This window comes from Paenibacillus chitinolyticus NBRC 15660 (assembly GCF_000739915.1).
In the GTDB taxonomy this organism is placed as follows: Bacteria; Bacillota; Bacilli; order Paenibacillales; family NBRC-103111; genus Paenibacillus_F; species Paenibacillus_F chitinolyticus.
The window spans coordinates 171307-186915 of record NZ_BBJT01000001.1; the positions used below are offsets into that span (position 1 = coordinate 171307).

The 15609-nt window shown below is 51.0% G+C and carries 17 protein-coding genes; 9 read left to right on the forward strand and 8 right to left on the reverse strand.

Annotation, left to right across the window (positions count from 1 at the left end; all coding sequences use genetic code 11):
* The first annotated feature begins 204 nt into the window (after nt 1-204).
* From PCH01S_RS00705 to PCH01S_RS00715, 3 genes are all read left to right on the forward strand, one after another.
* On the forward strand, nt 205-1761 hold the full coding sequence (locus PCH01S_RS00705) for an ABC-F family ATP-binding cassette domain-containing protein (protein WP_042225850.1): 1557 nt from the start codon (nt 205-207) through the stop codon (nt 1759-1761).
* A gap of 176 nt (nt 1762-1937) precedes the next feature.
* Nucleotides 1938-2732, forward strand: a complete 795-nt coding sequence (locus PCH01S_RS00710; protein ID WP_042225852.1) for a helix-turn-helix transcriptional regulator — start codon at nt 1938-1940, stop codon at nt 2730-2732.
* Nucleotides 2733-2842: 110 nt separating this feature from the next.
* Nucleotides 2843-3262 (forward strand): VOC family protein, encoded by a 420-nt coding sequence (locus PCH01S_RS00715; RefSeq protein ID WP_042225853.1) that lies wholly within the window; start codon nt 2843-2845, stop codon nt 3260-3262.
* Between the two features lie 154 nt (nt 3263-3416).
* Here PCH01S_RS00715 and PCH01S_RS00720 read toward each other — a convergent pair whose 3' ends face one another.
* Nucleotides 3417-4235 (reverse strand): SPL family radical SAM protein, encoded by an 819-nt coding sequence (locus PCH01S_RS00720; RefSeq protein WP_042225854.1) that lies wholly within the window; start codon nt 4233-4235, stop codon nt 3417-3419.
* Nucleotides 4236-4307: 72 nt separating this feature from the next.
* A complete protein-coding gene (locus tag PCH01S_RS00725) occupies nt 4308-4907 on the reverse strand; it encodes a bifunctional transcriptional activator/DNA repair enzyme AdaA (protein WP_042225855.1) in 600 nt (199 codons plus the stop codon).
* A 238-nt stretch (nt 4908-5145) separates the two neighbouring features.
* Here PCH01S_RS00725 and PCH01S_RS00730 point away from each other — a divergent pair, with 238 nt between their 5' ends.
* From PCH01S_RS00730 to PCH01S_RS00745, 4 genes are all read left to right on the forward strand, one after another.
* Nucleotides 5146-5562, forward strand: coding sequence for a VOC family protein (locus PCH01S_RS00730; RefSeq protein ID WP_042225857.1), 417 nt, complete (start codon nt 5146-5148; stop codon nt 5560-5562).
* 206 nt (nt 5563-5768) lie between these two features.
* Complete coding sequence (gene ypfJ, locus PCH01S_RS00735) at nt 5769-6605, forward strand: KPN_02809 family neutral zinc metallopeptidase (protein ID WP_042225858.1); 837 nt, start codon at nt 5769-5771, stop codon at nt 6603-6605.
* Between the two features lie 165 nt (nt 6606-6770).
* Nucleotides 6771-7556 (forward strand): delta-lactam-biosynthetic de-N-acetylase, encoded by a 786-nt coding sequence (gene pdaA, locus PCH01S_RS00740; RefSeq protein ID WP_042225859.1) that lies wholly within the window; start codon nt 6771-6773, stop codon nt 7554-7556.
* Nucleotides 7557-7869: 313 nt separating this feature from the next.
* On the forward strand, nt 7870-8610 hold the full coding sequence (locus PCH01S_RS00745; RefSeq protein ID WP_042225860.1) for an SDR family NAD(P)-dependent oxidoreductase: 741 nt from the start codon (nt 7870-7872) through the stop codon (nt 8608-8610).
* A gap of 53 nt (nt 8611-8663) precedes the next feature.
* Here the strand turns inward: PCH01S_RS00745 and PCH01S_RS29465 are convergent, their stop codons facing one another.
* The 4 genes from PCH01S_RS29465 to PCH01S_RS00760 form a co-directional block, all read right to left on the reverse strand.
* Nucleotides 8664-8807: a hypothetical protein gene (locus PCH01S_RS29465; protein WP_407670185.1), complete on the reverse strand. Its 144-nt coding sequence runs from the start codon at nt 8805-8807 to the stop codon at nt 8664-8666.
* A 71-nt stretch (nt 8808-8878) separates the two neighbouring features.
* Nucleotides 8879-10090, reverse strand: coding sequence for a staphylopine family metallophore export MFS transporter CntE (gene cntE / locus PCH01S_RS00750; protein ID WP_042225862.1), 1212 nt, complete (start codon nt 10088-10090; stop codon nt 8879-8881).
* Nucleotides 10083-11183, reverse strand: a complete 1101-nt coding sequence (locus PCH01S_RS00755; protein ID WP_042225864.1) for a PLP-dependent cysteine synthase family protein — start codon at nt 11181-11183, stop codon at nt 10083-10085. The genes cntE and PCH01S_RS00755 overlap by 8 nt, the downstream gene beginning before the upstream one ends.
* A gap of 27 nt (nt 11184-11210) precedes the next feature.
* On the reverse strand, nt 11211-11762 hold the full coding sequence (locus PCH01S_RS00760; RefSeq protein ID WP_042225866.1) for a PepSY-associated TM helix domain-containing protein: 552 nt from the start codon (nt 11760-11762) through the stop codon (nt 11211-11213).
* Nucleotides 11763-12207: 445 nt separating this feature from the next.
* Here PCH01S_RS00760 and PCH01S_RS31680 point away from each other — a divergent pair, with 445 nt between their 5' ends.
* Nucleotides 12208-12387 carry an integrase core domain-containing protein gene (locus PCH01S_RS31680; protein WP_372011872.1) on the forward strand — a complete coding sequence of 60 codons (180 nt, stop codon included), beginning with the start codon at nt 12208-12210 and terminating at the stop codon, nt 12385-12387.
* A gap of 112 nt (nt 12388-12499) precedes the next feature.
* On the opposite strand, the gene PCH01S_RS00770 is transcribed toward PCH01S_RS31680, so the two are convergent.
* Nucleotides 12500-13036, reverse strand: coding sequence for a GNAT family N-acetyltransferase (locus PCH01S_RS00770; protein ID WP_042225869.1), 537 nt, complete (start codon nt 13034-13036; stop codon nt 12500-12502).
* 156 nt (nt 13037-13192) lie between these two features.
* On the reverse strand, nt 13193-13906 hold the full coding sequence (locus PCH01S_RS00775; protein ID WP_042225870.1) for a 2OG-Fe(II) oxygenase: 714 nt from the start codon (nt 13904-13906) through the stop codon (nt 13193-13195).
* A 483-nt stretch (nt 13907-14389) separates the two neighbouring features.
* On the opposite strand from PCH01S_RS00775, the gene PCH01S_RS00780 reads away from it, so the two are divergent.
* Nucleotides 14390-15427, forward strand: a complete 1038-nt coding sequence (locus PCH01S_RS00780; RefSeq protein WP_042225871.1) for an EamA family transporter — start codon at nt 14390-14392, stop codon at nt 15425-15427.
* The last annotated feature ends 182 nt before the right edge of the window (nt 15428-15609 follow it).

Genomic DNA, 15609 nt, shown 5'->3' on the forward strand with positions numbered 1-15609 from the left:
AACCAATATTTACCAAGATTCTAGCATGCGTCATTTTTAACTGTCAATAAAATCCATCTCGTACTTTAGCCTTATTTTTAAAGAATCCGCCGATACGTCAAACTTTGAAAGAAAACGGCTTTTTTTCAATCGTGCATTGAGTTGTCCACCCCGTAACGCTTATAATAAAGCGAGTAAAAAGTTTATAAGAAAAGGTGTCTATTCATGAGCATATTAAACGTAGAACGACTGAGCCACGGTTTTGGTGACCGCGCGATCTTTAACGACGTATCTTTCCGCCTCCTGAAAGGCGAGCATATCGGACTCATCGGTGCCAACGGAGAAGGTAAGTCTACCTTCATGAACATTATTACGGGCAAGCTCCAGCCGGATGACGGCAAAGTGGAATGGTCGAAACGGATGCGGGTCGGGTATTTGGATCAGCATGCGGTTCTCAGCAAAGGCATGACTATCCGCGATGTGCTTAAAGGAGCTTTTCAATATCTGTTCGACATGGAGCAGGAAATGAACGGCATGTACGAGAAAATGGGGGACGTCACTCCGGAAGAACTGGAGCAGCTGCTTGAAGACGTCGGCACGATCCAGGATACGCTGACCAATCAGGATTTTTATATGATCGACGCCAAAATCGAAGAAACCGCCCGCGGCCTCGGCCTTACGGATATCGGGCTGGACAAGGACGTCAACGACCTCAGCGGCGGTCAGCGGACGAAGGTCCTGCTGGCGAAGCTGCTTCTGGAGAAGCCGGATATCCTTCTCCTTGACGAGCCTACCAACTATCTGGACGAGCAGCACATCGAATGGCTGAAGCGCTACCTGCAGGAGTACGAGAATGCCTTTATTCTGATTTCGCACGACATTCCGTTCCTGAACAGCGTCATTAACCTGATTTATCATATGGAAAACCAGGAATTAAACCGATACGTAGGCGACTATGATCACTTCAAGCAAGTCTATGAAATGAAAAAACAGCAGCTGGAATCGGCTTATAAGCGCCAGCAGCAGGAAATCGCGGACCTGAAAGACTTCGTGGCCCGTAACAAAGCGAGCGTCGCCACTCGGAATATGGCCATGTCCCGGCAAAAGAAACTCGACAAAATGGACGTAATCGAGCTGGCCAAAGAGAAACCGAAACCGCAGTTTAACTTCAAAGAGGGCAGAACGTCAGGTAAACTGATTTTCGAAACGAAAGACCTGGTCATCGGTTATGAAGAGGCGCTGTCCAGACCGCTCGATCTCCGCATGGAACGCGGTCAGAAAATCGCCCTGGTCGGTGCGAACGGAATCGGTAAAACGACCCTCTTGCGCAGCATTCTCGGAGAAATACCCGCATTGTCAGGGTCCGTGCAGCTCGGCGACAACCTCAGCATCGGGTACTTCGAACAGGAAATGAAAGAGGCCAACTACAACACGTGTATCGAAGAAATTTGGAAAGAATTCCCTTCCTACACTCAGTTTGAAGTGCGGGCCGCTCTGGCGAAATGCGGTTTGACGACCAAGCATATCGAGAGCAAAATCACGGTGCTAAGCGGCGGAGAGAAAGCCAAAGTTCGTCTCTGCAAGCTGATCAACAACGAAACCAACCTGCTTGTATTTGACGAGCCGACCAATCACTTGGACGTGGATGCGAAGGAAGAATTAGCCCGCGCGCTCAAAGCTTACAAAGGCAGCATCCTGCTCATTTCTCATGAACCCGAATTTTATCGTGAAGTTGTTACGGAAACTTGGAACTGCGAATCCTGGACGACGAAAGTGTTCTAATCGCCCCGGCCAGGTTATATGCCGCTCAGAAAAAGTCCTGTCCAGCAATTGCTGCGGCAGGGCTTTTTTATAAAGAAAAAGGGGAACAAACATTCTATTTTAATGTTTTGTTCGTACAAAGCCCAGGAGGAATGTGGTAAAATGGGTGAGCAAAGAATACAAGGAAGGTGAATCGTTTGACTGACCGGTATTCCGAAATCGATGAGGTTATTTTGTACATTCAGAGAAACATTTACGAGCCTCTTTCGCTTAACCAACTGGCCTCTTACGCCGCCTACAGCCCTTACCACTTTACAAGACTTTTCAAAGAAAAAATCGGACTTACTCCTCAATACTATGTTTCTTCGCTTCGTCTTCAGAAAGCCAAAGACCTGCTGCTGCGCACGAATTTGAGCATTCGTGACATCGGCCTTGAAATCGGCCAGCAAAGTCTCGGTACCTTCACAACAAGATTTACCGAAAAAGTCGGGATGACCCCGTCTGAATTCCGGAATTCCACATTTTTAGCCGACAGCCACTTTCACTCCCTTAAGAAGCTGGATGACTGGTCGATGCCCGAAACGGCCGCACTTCCTTTCGGAAATATCGAAGGAATCGTTCAAGCCGCGATACCGTTCGAGGGCGTCGTTCTGATCGGACTGTTCGCCAAACCGATTCCTGAAGGGCTGCCGCTATACGGCACACTGCTTTCTTCACTCGGAAGCTTCCGCATTCCGGGCGTTAAGCCGGGCACCTATTACCTGATGGCAACCTCCGTCTCCTGGGGGACGAAGGCCGTTGATTTTCTTCTGCCGGAAGCGACGCTGCGTACCCGTTCGAGGGAACCGATCGTCGTTGAACCGGGAATTCCCGTACCGCAGCAGCTCGTTACCCTGCACGTTCCGCGTTATGACGATCCGCCGATTTTGATCTCACTGCCGGTTCTTATGAATAATTTCCTCACGCGAACTACTCCTCCAGGCAGCCGGTAATCGGACGGTGTTCCACCTGTAAAACCGCAATTTATAAGAAATCCCCGGTTTCAATCGATGCTAAACTTATTCATAGGAACTCCTACTAACTTTCGAGAGGATGTTGATGAATGGCTAAACATACGACTTATATTTTTTCCGAGGATGCGCGGGCCCAAGCTGAATTTTACGTACAGGCGCTGGGTGGAGAGATTACGTCCGTGACCACGTACGGAGAGGTGCCGGACGCGAATGAAGAAGAGCTGAAAGACAAAGTCATCAACCTGAGCCTGGTTGCGGCCGGAGTTACTTTTCTGATGTCGGATTCGATGTTCGAATCGTTGAATCCGGGCAACGTCGTAAGTCTCTGTCTCGAATTCCCGACCGAAGAAGAAGCTCACACGGCTTTTGACAAGCTCTCGCAAGGCGGGACTGTAAAGCAGCCTTTGGAGCCGGCTTTTTGGGGAGCTTTATTCGGACAGTTTGAGGATAAATACGGTATCTCTTGGATGATCACGTCCGACACATCGGCTTGCAGACAATCCCAGTAAATCAAGCCAATGCTAGCCGGTTACCATAGCGACTTGCGATAGCAATTTTGCTCCCCCCGATAAATCTCCTCTATAACAAAAAAAAGCAAAAATCCGCATATCCGCGGATTTTTGCCTTCATTAATTGCCTGCATTCACCTAACGGATGCAGAACCTAAGGTTCGAAACCTTTCTGGCTTATAAAGATCTGATTCTCGGCAAACACTTTCTTCAAGCGTTCGACCATAAACCGATAAGCATGAGGATGATACCAATCTTCCATTCCTAACTCCTTATAGGCGGTTTCCATGTTCAAACTCCGCGTACGTCTACCGCCGCTGCCGTCCCCCATAAAATAATCGTCAACGCAAACCCGGTTCACAACCGATTTTAACAGCTCCGGAAATGCCTCACTGCTTGGCAGGAGAGGGGCAATGGCTGCTTGTGCGGGTATTCCGGCAGCTTTTAACGCTTTAAGAGTCTTTAAGCGTGCTTGTATAGGCGGCGCCGCCGGTGAGAACCGCTTTCTAATCTCGTCCAGATCCGTTTCTACCGTCATGCTGACACGGACCTGATTTTTCAATTGAAGCAGAAGATCCATGTCCCGCTCTACTAAAGGGCTCCTTGTTTGGAGCAGCACAAAATCGGGTGGCTCTTCGGTCATCACTTCGAGCAGCGACCGGGTGACTCTTTCTTTGTATTCAATCGGCTGATAAGGATCCGTACTTGAGGACATAAAGAGAGTGACGGGACCTTTGCTTTTCGCACGTCGAAGCTCTTTGCGGAAAAGTTCAGCCGCTTCTTTCTTGATATCCACCCAGGTTCCCCATTCGGCTCCGCGAAAAGTGGAGACAGGCATTTTTCTTACATAACAATAGGAACAGCCGAAGGAACAGCCCGTGTAAGGATTTAATGAATGGGTATACCCGGCAAGAAACCCCGTTCCTTTATTCAGCAGTGTTTTAGGCATTGTATACCCGTATTCCGGTTTCATAGTCGCTCCGTTCCTCTAATTGTTTCCGACTTGTTTATAACGAGGGGCTGCATAAGTCTCCGCCGAAGGTACTCAGTTTTCTATCGTTCGGGTCAAGCTTAGGGACTGCCGGTAGCCTGCGGGTGTATACCCGGTTTTCTTTTTAAACAGCGTAATGAAATAGGAGGTGTTCGGAATACCGACTTTAGATCCGATGTCGGACACCGAGAGCTCCGAATTCCCAAGCAGACTCTTGGCATTCTCGATGCGAATGTGCCGAAGGTATTCCAACGGAGTCATTCCTTTAATTCGTTTGAACGTACGCTGCAGATGATAAGGACTGCCATGGCAAATTTCCGAGAAAGTTCTGAGCGTCAGCGGTTGTTTGTAGTGGTTGTCCGCGTAATGGGCGATTTGTTCGATCCAGTCGTCTTCGGGAAGGCGCCTGCCGGTCGGTTTACATCTTTTGCACGGACGGAATTGGGCCTGCAGGGCTTGTTCGGCATCTTGGAATATGCAGGTGTTTTCCGGTTTGGGTGCTTTGGATTTGCAGGAAGGACGGCAAAAAATGCCGGTTGTTTTCACTCCGTAAAAAAAGACGCCGTCGTATGAAGAATCATTGCTGATAATGGCCTGCCATTTATCGGCTGAGGGGCTATCCAATTTCGCCGCTTTCCGAAACCGCTCTGACATAGCTGGAAACACCTCCTTTTACCTCCCCATTATAACTCTAAAGTGAACGTATGTGCGTATATAGGAATGAGACAGCAACATATCGCTAAACCGATTTATCACGCAGAACCTGTTATACATAACTTCACTAACTTAAAGCGCAATTTAAGAGAAATGCTTCCGGGAAGCCAATGCTACAATTAAAGAAACCGGAAGAATTTTTCGGAAAACACAATAGATGACGTGGAGGTATTTCTAAATGGCAACTAAAGCGGATAAAATTTTTGTGAACTTACCGGTTAAAAATCTGGACAAATCGGTACAATTTTTCACGGCGCTCGGCTTTGAATTCAATGACCAATTTACGGGCGAGAATGCAACTTGCATGGTTGTCAGCGATAGCATTTATGTGATGCTTCTGGTTGAAGATTTCTTCAAAACGTTTACGAATAAGGAGATTGCCGATACGGAAAAAAGTGCCGAAGTCATTATCGCCTTATCTGCGGACAGCAAAGAGCAGGTGGACGAGATTGTGAACAACGCGCTGGGGGCAGGAGGAAGTCCTTTGAATGATAAGGTGGACCATGGCTTTATGTATACGTGGAGCTTCCGGGATATCGACGGACATCACTGGGAGTTTATTTATATGGATGAGAGTGCGGCTGCTCAGGGGTAAGGTGCCGGCTCGGGAAATAAAGGAAATAGAGTTTATTCAGAAAGAGCCGCGGCAAGCGCGGTTCTTTTTGTTTGGCTGGAAAGGGTTGGATTTTGAAGCGTACGCCAAACCTCCACAAAGTTTCTGACTTTACAAATCGGGTATATACCCATATAAAATGATTCATTCTAACGGACTTGTTACTATACACCAGGGGAGGACAAGCGATGAAGTGGCAGGGAAGAAGAGGAAGTTCAAACGTGGAAGACCGGAGGGGAGTCGGCGGTAAAACGCTCGTCGGAGGAGGGATCGGCGGGATCATTATCGTGCTCCTTATGACTCTGCTTGGCGGAAACCCCGGCGATTTGCTGAGTGATTTGACGGGAGCGGGCTCCGGATCAAACGCGCCTTACGAGGAAACGCAGCAGGAGAAAGAGCTTTCGCAGTTTGTCTCTGTTGTCCTGGCTGACACGGAAGACGTATGGACCGCCCAGTTTAAGGAGCGGGGCCTCGTTTATGAGAAGCCGACGCTCGTTTTGTATACGGACCAGGTGCAATCCGCTTGCGGAACGGCGGGTTCGTCAACGGGACCGTTTTATTGTCCGGGCGACCGCAAGCTATACATCGATCTAAGCTTCTATAACGAGCTTAAGCAGGAGTTTAAAGCGCCGGGGGATTTTGCCATGGCTTACGTAATCGCTCATGAAGTTGGACATCATGTGCAAACACTTCTCGGGACATCCGACAAGATTATGCCGCTGCGCCAAAAGATGAGTGAAGCGGAATTCAATAAATATCTGGTCCGTTTTGAACTCCAAGCCGATTATTTCGCCGGCGTCTGGGCGCATCATGCCAAAGGGATGGATGTGCTTGAAGAAGGGGATCTGGAGGAAGCGTTAACGGCCGCCAGTGCGGTCGGGGATGATGCGATTCAGAAAAGAGCGCGCGGCTACGTGGTTCCCGAAAGCTTTACGCACGGCACATCGGAACAAAGAAAATCCTGGTTCAGCAAAGGCTATCAATCGGGAAGAATAGAGGACGGAGATACTTTTTCGAGTAAGTAAAATAATAAAAATATCTACAATCATTCAAATAAAAGGAAATATCCGTCACTCGGCAGATATTTTTGTTTTTACGATCCACAAAGTTCCAAAGAACGGAATCGCATGAATCCCTCCGATTAGAGACATATTACCAATGCATCAAAGATATGAAATCGGAGGCGAATCATGAAAAAGGTTACGATCGTTTTTGCTTTATTGACAATTTTCATCACGGTTTTTCCTTTAGATACCTTGGCGGCGGATGGAGGGAATAAGCCGTATCACTTCGGATTCAAAAAGAGCAAACAAGGGAAGCCTGCCTCCATTGATGAAGAAGGATTCAAGAGTATTTTGGAGAAACATGATGCGGTTTTTCTGGGGGATACCGGCAAAAAAGAACTTTATCTAACTTTCGATAACGGGTATGAAAACGGGTGTACGCCTAAAATACTGGATGTATTAAAAGCGAAGCAGGTGCCCGCGGCATTTTTTCTAACCGGTCATTATGTCGAGGATAAGCCCGAATTGGTTAAGCGAATGACGGCAGAAGGTCATCTTATCGGCAACCATTCCTGGAGTCATCCGGACATGTCCCAAATCTCCGACGAGAAAATAAAGACCGAGCTGGACCGGGTCAAAAATGCCGTCGTCAATCTGACCGGGGTGCAAACGATGTCTTTCATGCGCCCGCCCCGTGGAATTTTCAGCGACCGGGTGTTAGAGGTCAGCAAACAACACGGCTATATCAACGTATTTTGGTCGATTGCTTATAAAGACTGGGACGTCAGAGATCAAAAGGGCTGGAAATATGCCTACGATAAAGTCATTGCCCAGCTTCATCCGGGCGCGGTCATTCTGCTGCACTCCATTTCAACGGACAATACGGATGCCTTGGACAAAATTATTGATGAAGCAAGAAAGCAGGGATACGAGTTCAAGAGTCTGGAAAGTGTAAACAAAAAAACGGAATGAAATCGACCAGAAATCAGCTTCTATGCGGAGCTGGTCTCTTTTTTTGTCACGGTCGCCGCCAAGCCCTGCGGGCCGTATACCTCGTAAGTGACGGACGACGAATCGCCGGGCACCGACACAGGAGCAGGAGCTGAAAAGAGGGGGGACTAGCTCGATCTTGACCGAGCAGGCTGAACGACTGGATTCCCTGGTTAGCAAGAAGAATACGGATTCATGTAGAGACACTTCGTTCAGACGAAGTGTCTTAGTTTATGTAGACAGCTTGAAGAGGAGATTCTCTAATCCAAACCAGATGAAGAAGGAGAGAGCGCAGATGAAAGGGAAAGTCGCCATTATAACAGGTTCGAGCCGGGGAATCGGTGCCGCAGCAGCGAAGCTGCTTGCCGGACGCGGAGCCAAAGTCATCGTCAATTACGCGAGCAATGCTTCGGCTGCGGAGAACGTCGTTGCTTCCATACGGGAAAACGGAGGAGAAGCTGCGGCTTTGCAAGCGGATGCCCGCAATGCGGAGCAGATGAACGGGCTCGTGTCGGAAACGGCATCCCGCTTCGGGACGGTAGACATTCTGGTCCACAACGCCGGTATGAATTTTGTCCAGAAGTCCTTCGAAGACATGTCCTGGGAGGAGTTTATCCAGAAGACGAACGATGAGCTTCAAGCCGCTTTCGTCTCGACCAAAGCCGTACTGCCTTTTATGAAAAAACAGAAGTACGGGAAGCTCGTTTATGTGTCCAGCGCACTCGGCAATCACGCGGCTCCGCTGTTCATATCGCACGGCACCTCCAAGGGAGCCTTAAACAGCTTTGTCCGGTATATTGCCCAAGAGTTCGGCGGCGCGGGCATCACCGCGAATATCGTCTCGCCCGGTATGGTGGATACGGATGCGACCGCTTCGATACCGGAAGCGTTCAAACAGCAGCAGGCGACGCGTTTACCACTCGGAAGGATCGGCCAGCCTGCTGATATCGCCCGGGCGATTGCTTTTTACGCCAGCGAAGACAGCTCTTACTTGACAGGCACTTACCTACCAGTCAGCGGGGGCGGAGAAATGTAGCGGCATCCCCCAAAAAAGCCCCCGCCGGTTCGGCGGGAGCTTCTTGGAGCGGGCTATCTGACCATGGCCACCAACGAATCGAACAGCACCTTCGCATGATGGTTCCCGTGGTACATCCCGGGAATCTTTTTGTCGATGTCGAGCAGTTTGTAGACAGCCGTTTGAGCCGTTCGGACGGAATATTCCACCGTGAACACGACATCGTCCGGTATTTAGGTAAAATGGCCGATAAAAGCGAAATTTTCCGAGTCATCCGTCAGGGCAGAGTTTACAACCCGGCTGCCGTCCGGTTCTTTCCGTTTTCCGTTCGCCGCACGCGGAATCCTAAGCCCGCAAATCCTGCCAGCAAACAAAGCGCGCCTCCCGTAATAAACATGACCGGAAACGAGAAGGAAGAAGCGACAGGTCCCATGGCCAAAGCCCCCAGCGAAAATCCGAGATCGGCGGCCCCGATAAAGAGACCGATCAGCAGCCCACGCGCAAAATGCGGGACGGAGAAGGACACATAGGTCAGCAGCGCCGGGTACAGCAGAGCGAATGCGATGCCGTTAAAAACAGCCGCAGCCGCCAGCACGGCGGGTGACAGGCTGGTTCCCAGAATCAGCGAGCCGAGGCTTGCCAAAGCGAGAGCGGGGAACAGAATCCGGCCGGGAAAGCTCCCGTCGGAAGGAATATACTTCCGGCCCGCAAACCGGGTCAAAACCAGCACAAGTGTCTGAATGAGGAAATAAAGCTCGGCAAATTTCAGACCTTGTTTCTCCAGATACAAGGGCAGGAAGGTGAAAATGGCGCCGTTGGCGACCGAGGCAAGAAGCATAACGGCGGAAGAGAGAAGCAGAGTCCGGCTTTTCCATACGCCTTTCCGGGAAAGAGGGCCCACTGCCGGATCATCCGGAATTTCTGCCGGGGGCGCAGCGGCTGACGGCTTCATTTGCCTGGAAAGTGACAGCCCGAACAGGAATATGCCCATACTCATCATAAACAACGAACCGAAAATCCAGATCATCGGCAGCCAGTCTTTCAGAAGCAGTGCGATGGTAGGTCCGAATGTCGAGGGGATCATGGTCGCCAGGGAATAAAGGGACAAGCCCTGCGCTCTCATTTTCTCGGAAAGCAGGTCCATCGTGATAATCTCCATGGCCGTGGAAAAGAAAGCCGCTACGATGCCTTGAACCGCCCGGACCAGCCCGAAAAGCCACAGGTTCGGAATGAAATAGCCCGCTAAAGAAACGGTGAAAAGAAGCAGCGCGAGCACAAATACTTTCCGGGTCCCGTACCGGTCGATAACGGTTCCGGCAATGGGTCGGCAGATCATGGAGGCGAACATCGTCGTCCCCATGATAAGACCGATTTCCATTTCGCCGGCACCGGCCGTGATGGCATAGAAAGGAAGAATCATCAGCACCATGTAGACAATGCAGTAAAACAGAATTGTAACCGCATACACTTGCAGGGACCGGAAGGAATACGGATTATCCATGCCGGAACAGCTCCCTTGAGATCAGCCGGCTGGGGGAATCGAGCTGTTCGGCCAGCTCGGGTTTGTAGTTGGCCGTTTCGGCCGGATTTCTGCTGTAGGGAGGCAGCTCGCGGACGCGTACCTTCATTTCCTGAAGTCCGATATCCGTCAAAATTCCGCGTTCCTGCAGCCAGTCGTCATTATAGATGGTCGGCAGGTAACGTTCCCCGTTGTCGGAGGCGACGCAAACGATCCGCTTGCCCCTTCCCATGAGCTGCGCCAGCTTCCAGGCCGCGACCATGCCGGCTCCCGTCGAACCGCCGCCCAATATTCCTTCGTGCTTGGCAAGCACGCGGCACATGAGGAACGCATCCTCGTCCGGAACTTTGTAAATTTCGTCGATACGCCGCAAATCGTCCACATTGGTCGGGGTCCAGCTCAGTCCCATGCCGGGCAGAAGATAGGCGTGCGCCTTGCCGCCGAAAATGGTCGAACCGACCGCATCGACCGCAATTACTTTCACATGCGGGGCGTATTCCTTGATGTAACGAGAAAGGCCTCCGATCTGACCGCCTGTGCTGACGGTGACGATGAGGGCATCAATCCCGTGACCACTTTGATCCATCAGCTCTTTCGCCGTCTGAACATAATGGGCCTCCCCGTTCCACGGGTTGAAACACTGATCCGGCCGGAACGAGCCGGGAATTTCCCGGTGCAGCTTATTGGCCAGCGCGATCCGGGTCTTGTGATAGGACCCGCTGTCGTCCTGTTCGGTGACCACGATAACCTCCGCGCCGTACGCTTTCATCATGGCCAGATTGACGGGCGTCGTTTTCGGGTCTACCAGCACGATGACGCGATAACCCTTGGCCGCGCCGATCATGGCCAGCGAGATGCCGAAATTACCCGAAGACGATTCGATAAGCGTGCCGCCGGGGCGCAGCCAGCCTCTTCTTTCCGCCTCTTCGATAATATAAAGCGCGGGACGATCCTTGATGCTTCCGCCGGGATTGGTACGCTCCATTTTCAAATAAATTTCCGAATCCGCCGACTCGACAAGACGGTTTAACCGTATAAGTGGTGAATTGCCGATCGTATCGAGAATCGTAGACATTATCCATACCTCCTCCAAAGTTGAGATCTAGCCTGCGGCTTCCGCCTTTTTACGTTTGCTTTTGCGTATCGACCCCGCTTTCAGAACACGGATGGAAAGGACAATGCCGGTGGCGGTCAGAAACATAATGGAAATGGCCGCGATATCGACGAACCACGTAATATCTTTGCCGTACAGCTCGCCGAAATGCAGATCCCGGACGAAATTGTTGACATTGTTTACTTCCTTGCGAATCACATTCCCGTACAGGTCGATGACATAGAGGGTCTGATCGTCGTCGCGCAGCCGGACTTTGTAATCTCCCGCCGTTCCGTGATGGCCGTCTCCCAGCGTATGGTTCATGACGAGCCGGGCCTGCGAGAGATCAAAAGCGCCGGATTGGCTCGCTTTCAAAACGGCTTCGGCCACATTCAATGGCTGCTGACCGGTGCTCGAAGCCGCGGGGGCTTCGTAGGTTTGTACCTGCTTGTTAAAACCCATGGAGCTTGTGTGGACCAGAAGAATGCCTGTTAGCGCTTCCACAAAAATAAATATCGACGCGATCAACCCTACCCACAAATGGTATTTACGTGTTTTCATGAATGTCTTTCTTCCTCCTCTTTTGTATATGCGGAATTCCGTAAACCAATTATATCCATCAATGTGAAAATTAACATGACTCAACTGGGCTATATAGGAGAGTATATTTTGCCGAAATATCGGATTATGTGGGGAAAAAAGTCAAAATTATGCACATTTTCAGATCAAAAAGTCAACGGAGTTCCTGGAAAACCGTCCATGCCTTTTTTAAGATAGAGAAAGGTGCTCACTTCCTGTACCTGCCGGTCATCTCGACCTCTACAACAACGAGGCAGTTGCCTTCCGAATCAGTTGGCATAACAACCTGAAACTCGTCCTGAACACTGTCAAAGCGGCCGTACATAGACGCAAAGTCACGAAGTTCTTGCTGCATAGTGAGTAAGGCTTTCAGTATACCTATAAGCACTATCATGCGCTCTTAAAGCGCAAAACGATGAAAACGAGTATGTCACGCAAGGGAAGCTGCTGGAATAACGCCTGCGTTGAAAGCTTCATCGGGCACCTCAGGACGGAATGCCTCCGCCTCCATACCTTTTCGTCCGAGGTTCAACTCACGGAAGCAGTTGAACGTTACATCTATTTTTACAACCACGAGCGTTTTCAAGAAAAAAATAAGCAACCTTAGTCCGGTGGAGTACCGGATTAAGGTTGCTTAGGAAAAGCTTTTTAAGGCTGTCCACTTGAAGGGGGTAACTTCAATGTGCGGCAGTCTTTGCTGCGTGATCGGCCGGAGCGAGTCAGTCTTCCCGGCTTCTCGTATATAGATTTAAAGGCGGTGAAGAAGGGCCGGAATCGGCGTCTTCCCCGCTGCTCAGCGTGCCTGCGAATGTAAAACGCAGCTTTTGCAAAACTTTGATCGAATTGACGTTTTCAGGCTCGACTTTAGCTTCGATGAGGTTCATTCCAAGCTCGCCGAACGCGTATGCAAGCAGGCATCCGATCGCCTCGGGCGCGTAGCCTTTTCCCCAGAAAGCAGGGTCCAGGTCATAGCCGATTTCCGCTTTGCGCTGTCCGTAATCGAGTTCATTGAACCCGCAGGAACCTATAATGGCATCCGCTTCCTTCTCGATGACCGCATAGCGGACAGCCTTGTTTTCCAGGGCCAGTCCGTTCAGAAAGGCGATCATATCCGCTGCCTGTTTAACCTCCGTGAACGGGTCGATATTCATAAATTTCGTTACGTCGGGAGAAGACCAGATCTCGAAGAGACGGGGGGCATCCGCTTCCGTCAAGGTCCGCAGTAGGAGTCTTTCCGATTCCAGGTTGTCTTTCATCAATAACTCTACCTCCAGTTTTATTTATCTTCGGCGGGTTCAAGTATTGATATCTGCGCATAATTCAGTCCTTCCTCTATGTAGATTTATCCAGTATACCTCAATGCTGGGCTTTCTGCACGAGTCGGACTTAAAGGCCCGGAATAGAAAAGGCTGTCACTTTGCATCGTGAAAAACAAGTCCCAGGCTGTAGCGCGTGCCCGTCGTTACTGTGCTTACGCCATGCCGGAGCGTAGTTTTGTAGTACCCCCTGGAGCCGGACACCGGACGATGGGTCGTCGGGAAAATCAGACCCTCGCCGCGCTCCAGCGTAAGGACATGTCCTCTGCTCTGCGCGCGAGGCCGCTGTTCCACCAGCAGAAATTCTCCGCCGGTGTAATCCTGCTCTCTCTGATTCAGCGCAAACACGACCTGGAAGGGGAAGAACACGCTTCCGTATACATCCTGATGCAGGCAATTGTAGCCTCCGGCTTCATACTTGAGGATGAGCGGGGTCGGGCGTGTTTGTTCCTCCCGGCGGCATTGTTCCAAAAACCCGGATAACGAGTCCGGGTACAAGGTCTCTTTGTCCAACCGCTTCAGCCAGGAGTTTGCGATGTCCGCCAGCGGCGGATAAAACGCTTCGCGCATCTCCCGAATCACATCCGGAAGGGGGGCGCGATAATATTTGTACTCGCCGAGTCCGAAACGGTACCGGGCCATGTTGATCGTGCTGCGGTAAAGCTGCTCTTCTCCGTAACCGCCGATAAGCTCTTCGCATTGCGAGGATTCGAGCATAGGAGGGAGCTTCGCATATCCGTGCTCGTCCAAAGACAGCCGGATCGAATCCCAGTCCAGCCCGGCGATCCGACAGGCGATGTTATCCGGCATGTTCGATCCCTCCTCCGGCGCAAAAGCCGTCATTTCCGATTCCATCTGAATCTGAACGGAGGACGGTGCCTGTATACCCGGGCTTCAGGGGTGAATCGTAAAGCGAAACGGAAACTTCATTTCGTAATGGCCTAAGTGCCCGGTAAAAGACAGAGCCGCAGGAATAGTTCATGTCGCAAAATCCTTTCTTTCGGTTATTAAAAGGGGGCGGTAATCGGGCTTTCTGAACAAAGTATACCTCTGTCCGGTCATTTACGTACCCGTTCCCGAATGAAACCGCAAGATAATGAAATTCGGACGTTGTGAGCGAATTGCTGCGGAAAACGACCCGGCATCCTGGGGAAATCAAATGCCGGCGTAACCCGGACGCAGCAGCGGACAGAAAAAGCTTACCCGGAACCGGGTATACAGCCGGCGGTATTAAAGGCTATTATGACTATACAGATGATAGACATTACAAACATGACTCGGAGGAAACGAACGATGTGGTTTATGTATGCTTCACTTGCCGCGGTCTCTTTTGGACTGCGGGGTATTTTGTATCAATGGACTTCCCAGCGGCGCACCGACCGGAATGTGCTGTTATTCGGCGTTTATTTGTCCGGCGCTTTGATCTCGTTTGCCGTTAATTTGTTTGTTAACCAGGCATGGACTTACGGCGTGTGGTTAGGGGTTCCGATGGGGCTTTTCTCCTTTATTGCGAACGCGTCGATGTATAAAGGCTATTCGGTCGGACGAGCCTCTCTGATCGCGCTGTTTACGGGTCTGCCGCCGGTGGTCGTGGCGACTCTCGCGTATTTTCTGTGGGGAGAAGCGCTCGGCATCGTGCAGCTGGCCGGTTTTTGCATCGTCATACTCGGTCTGCTCGTCATCCGGTATTCGCATGATCTGAAGCTGGGTCAGCTGCAAGGAATCCAGTGGGGCCTGCTGACGATGCTGTTCTTCGGCTTTACGGATTTATCGTCCAAGCAGGCGACCTTATCGGCAGCGAATACGTTGCCTCTACTAACCGTCATGTACGGTACAGGCACCATCATGTTCGCATGCATGTACCTGCTGTCCAGACTGAAGGTTCCGGCGGAGACGGGTCAAAAAATCGTGGCTTCCGAGACGGCGAGCGTCAGCACGAACGACCGGGAGCTCGGATACGGGCACGATGCGCAGCACGCGCAGATTTCACGGCACTCCGACGAGGACAAGGGTCTTCCCGGCAGCGAAGACGATCTTCGGACGCACCCTGCTACGGGCGGCACGGACAATCCGGCATCCCCTGAGTGGTCGATGAAACGGACCGTGCTCTGGGGGATGACCGTCGGCATCACGAACCTGGCCGGGATGCTGTTCATCATCCCCGCATTCCGGGGAGGCGTGACGGGGATCGTATCCGCCATCAGCGCGATGAGCGTCGTGCTGGTTCTGCTGTACGCGCAGTTCTACCTCAAAGAAAACATTTCCAGGAGGGAAGCGTGCGGGATGCTTCTGGCCCTGGCCGGTATTCTCGTGGTGAGGTTGGCGTCATGACACGGCGCTGCCGCACGTAAATGAAACGGAGATAGCATACAGCCAGTCTGTTCCGCTGAGAACACTGGCTTTTTTTATGCACCTTTACAAAAAAATCATAAAAGAAGCATGACCCGCGTTCATGTTCCCGGTTCTCCTTTTCGGTATAATGTTCAATAAAGCGTTTACATTACGAGATGATG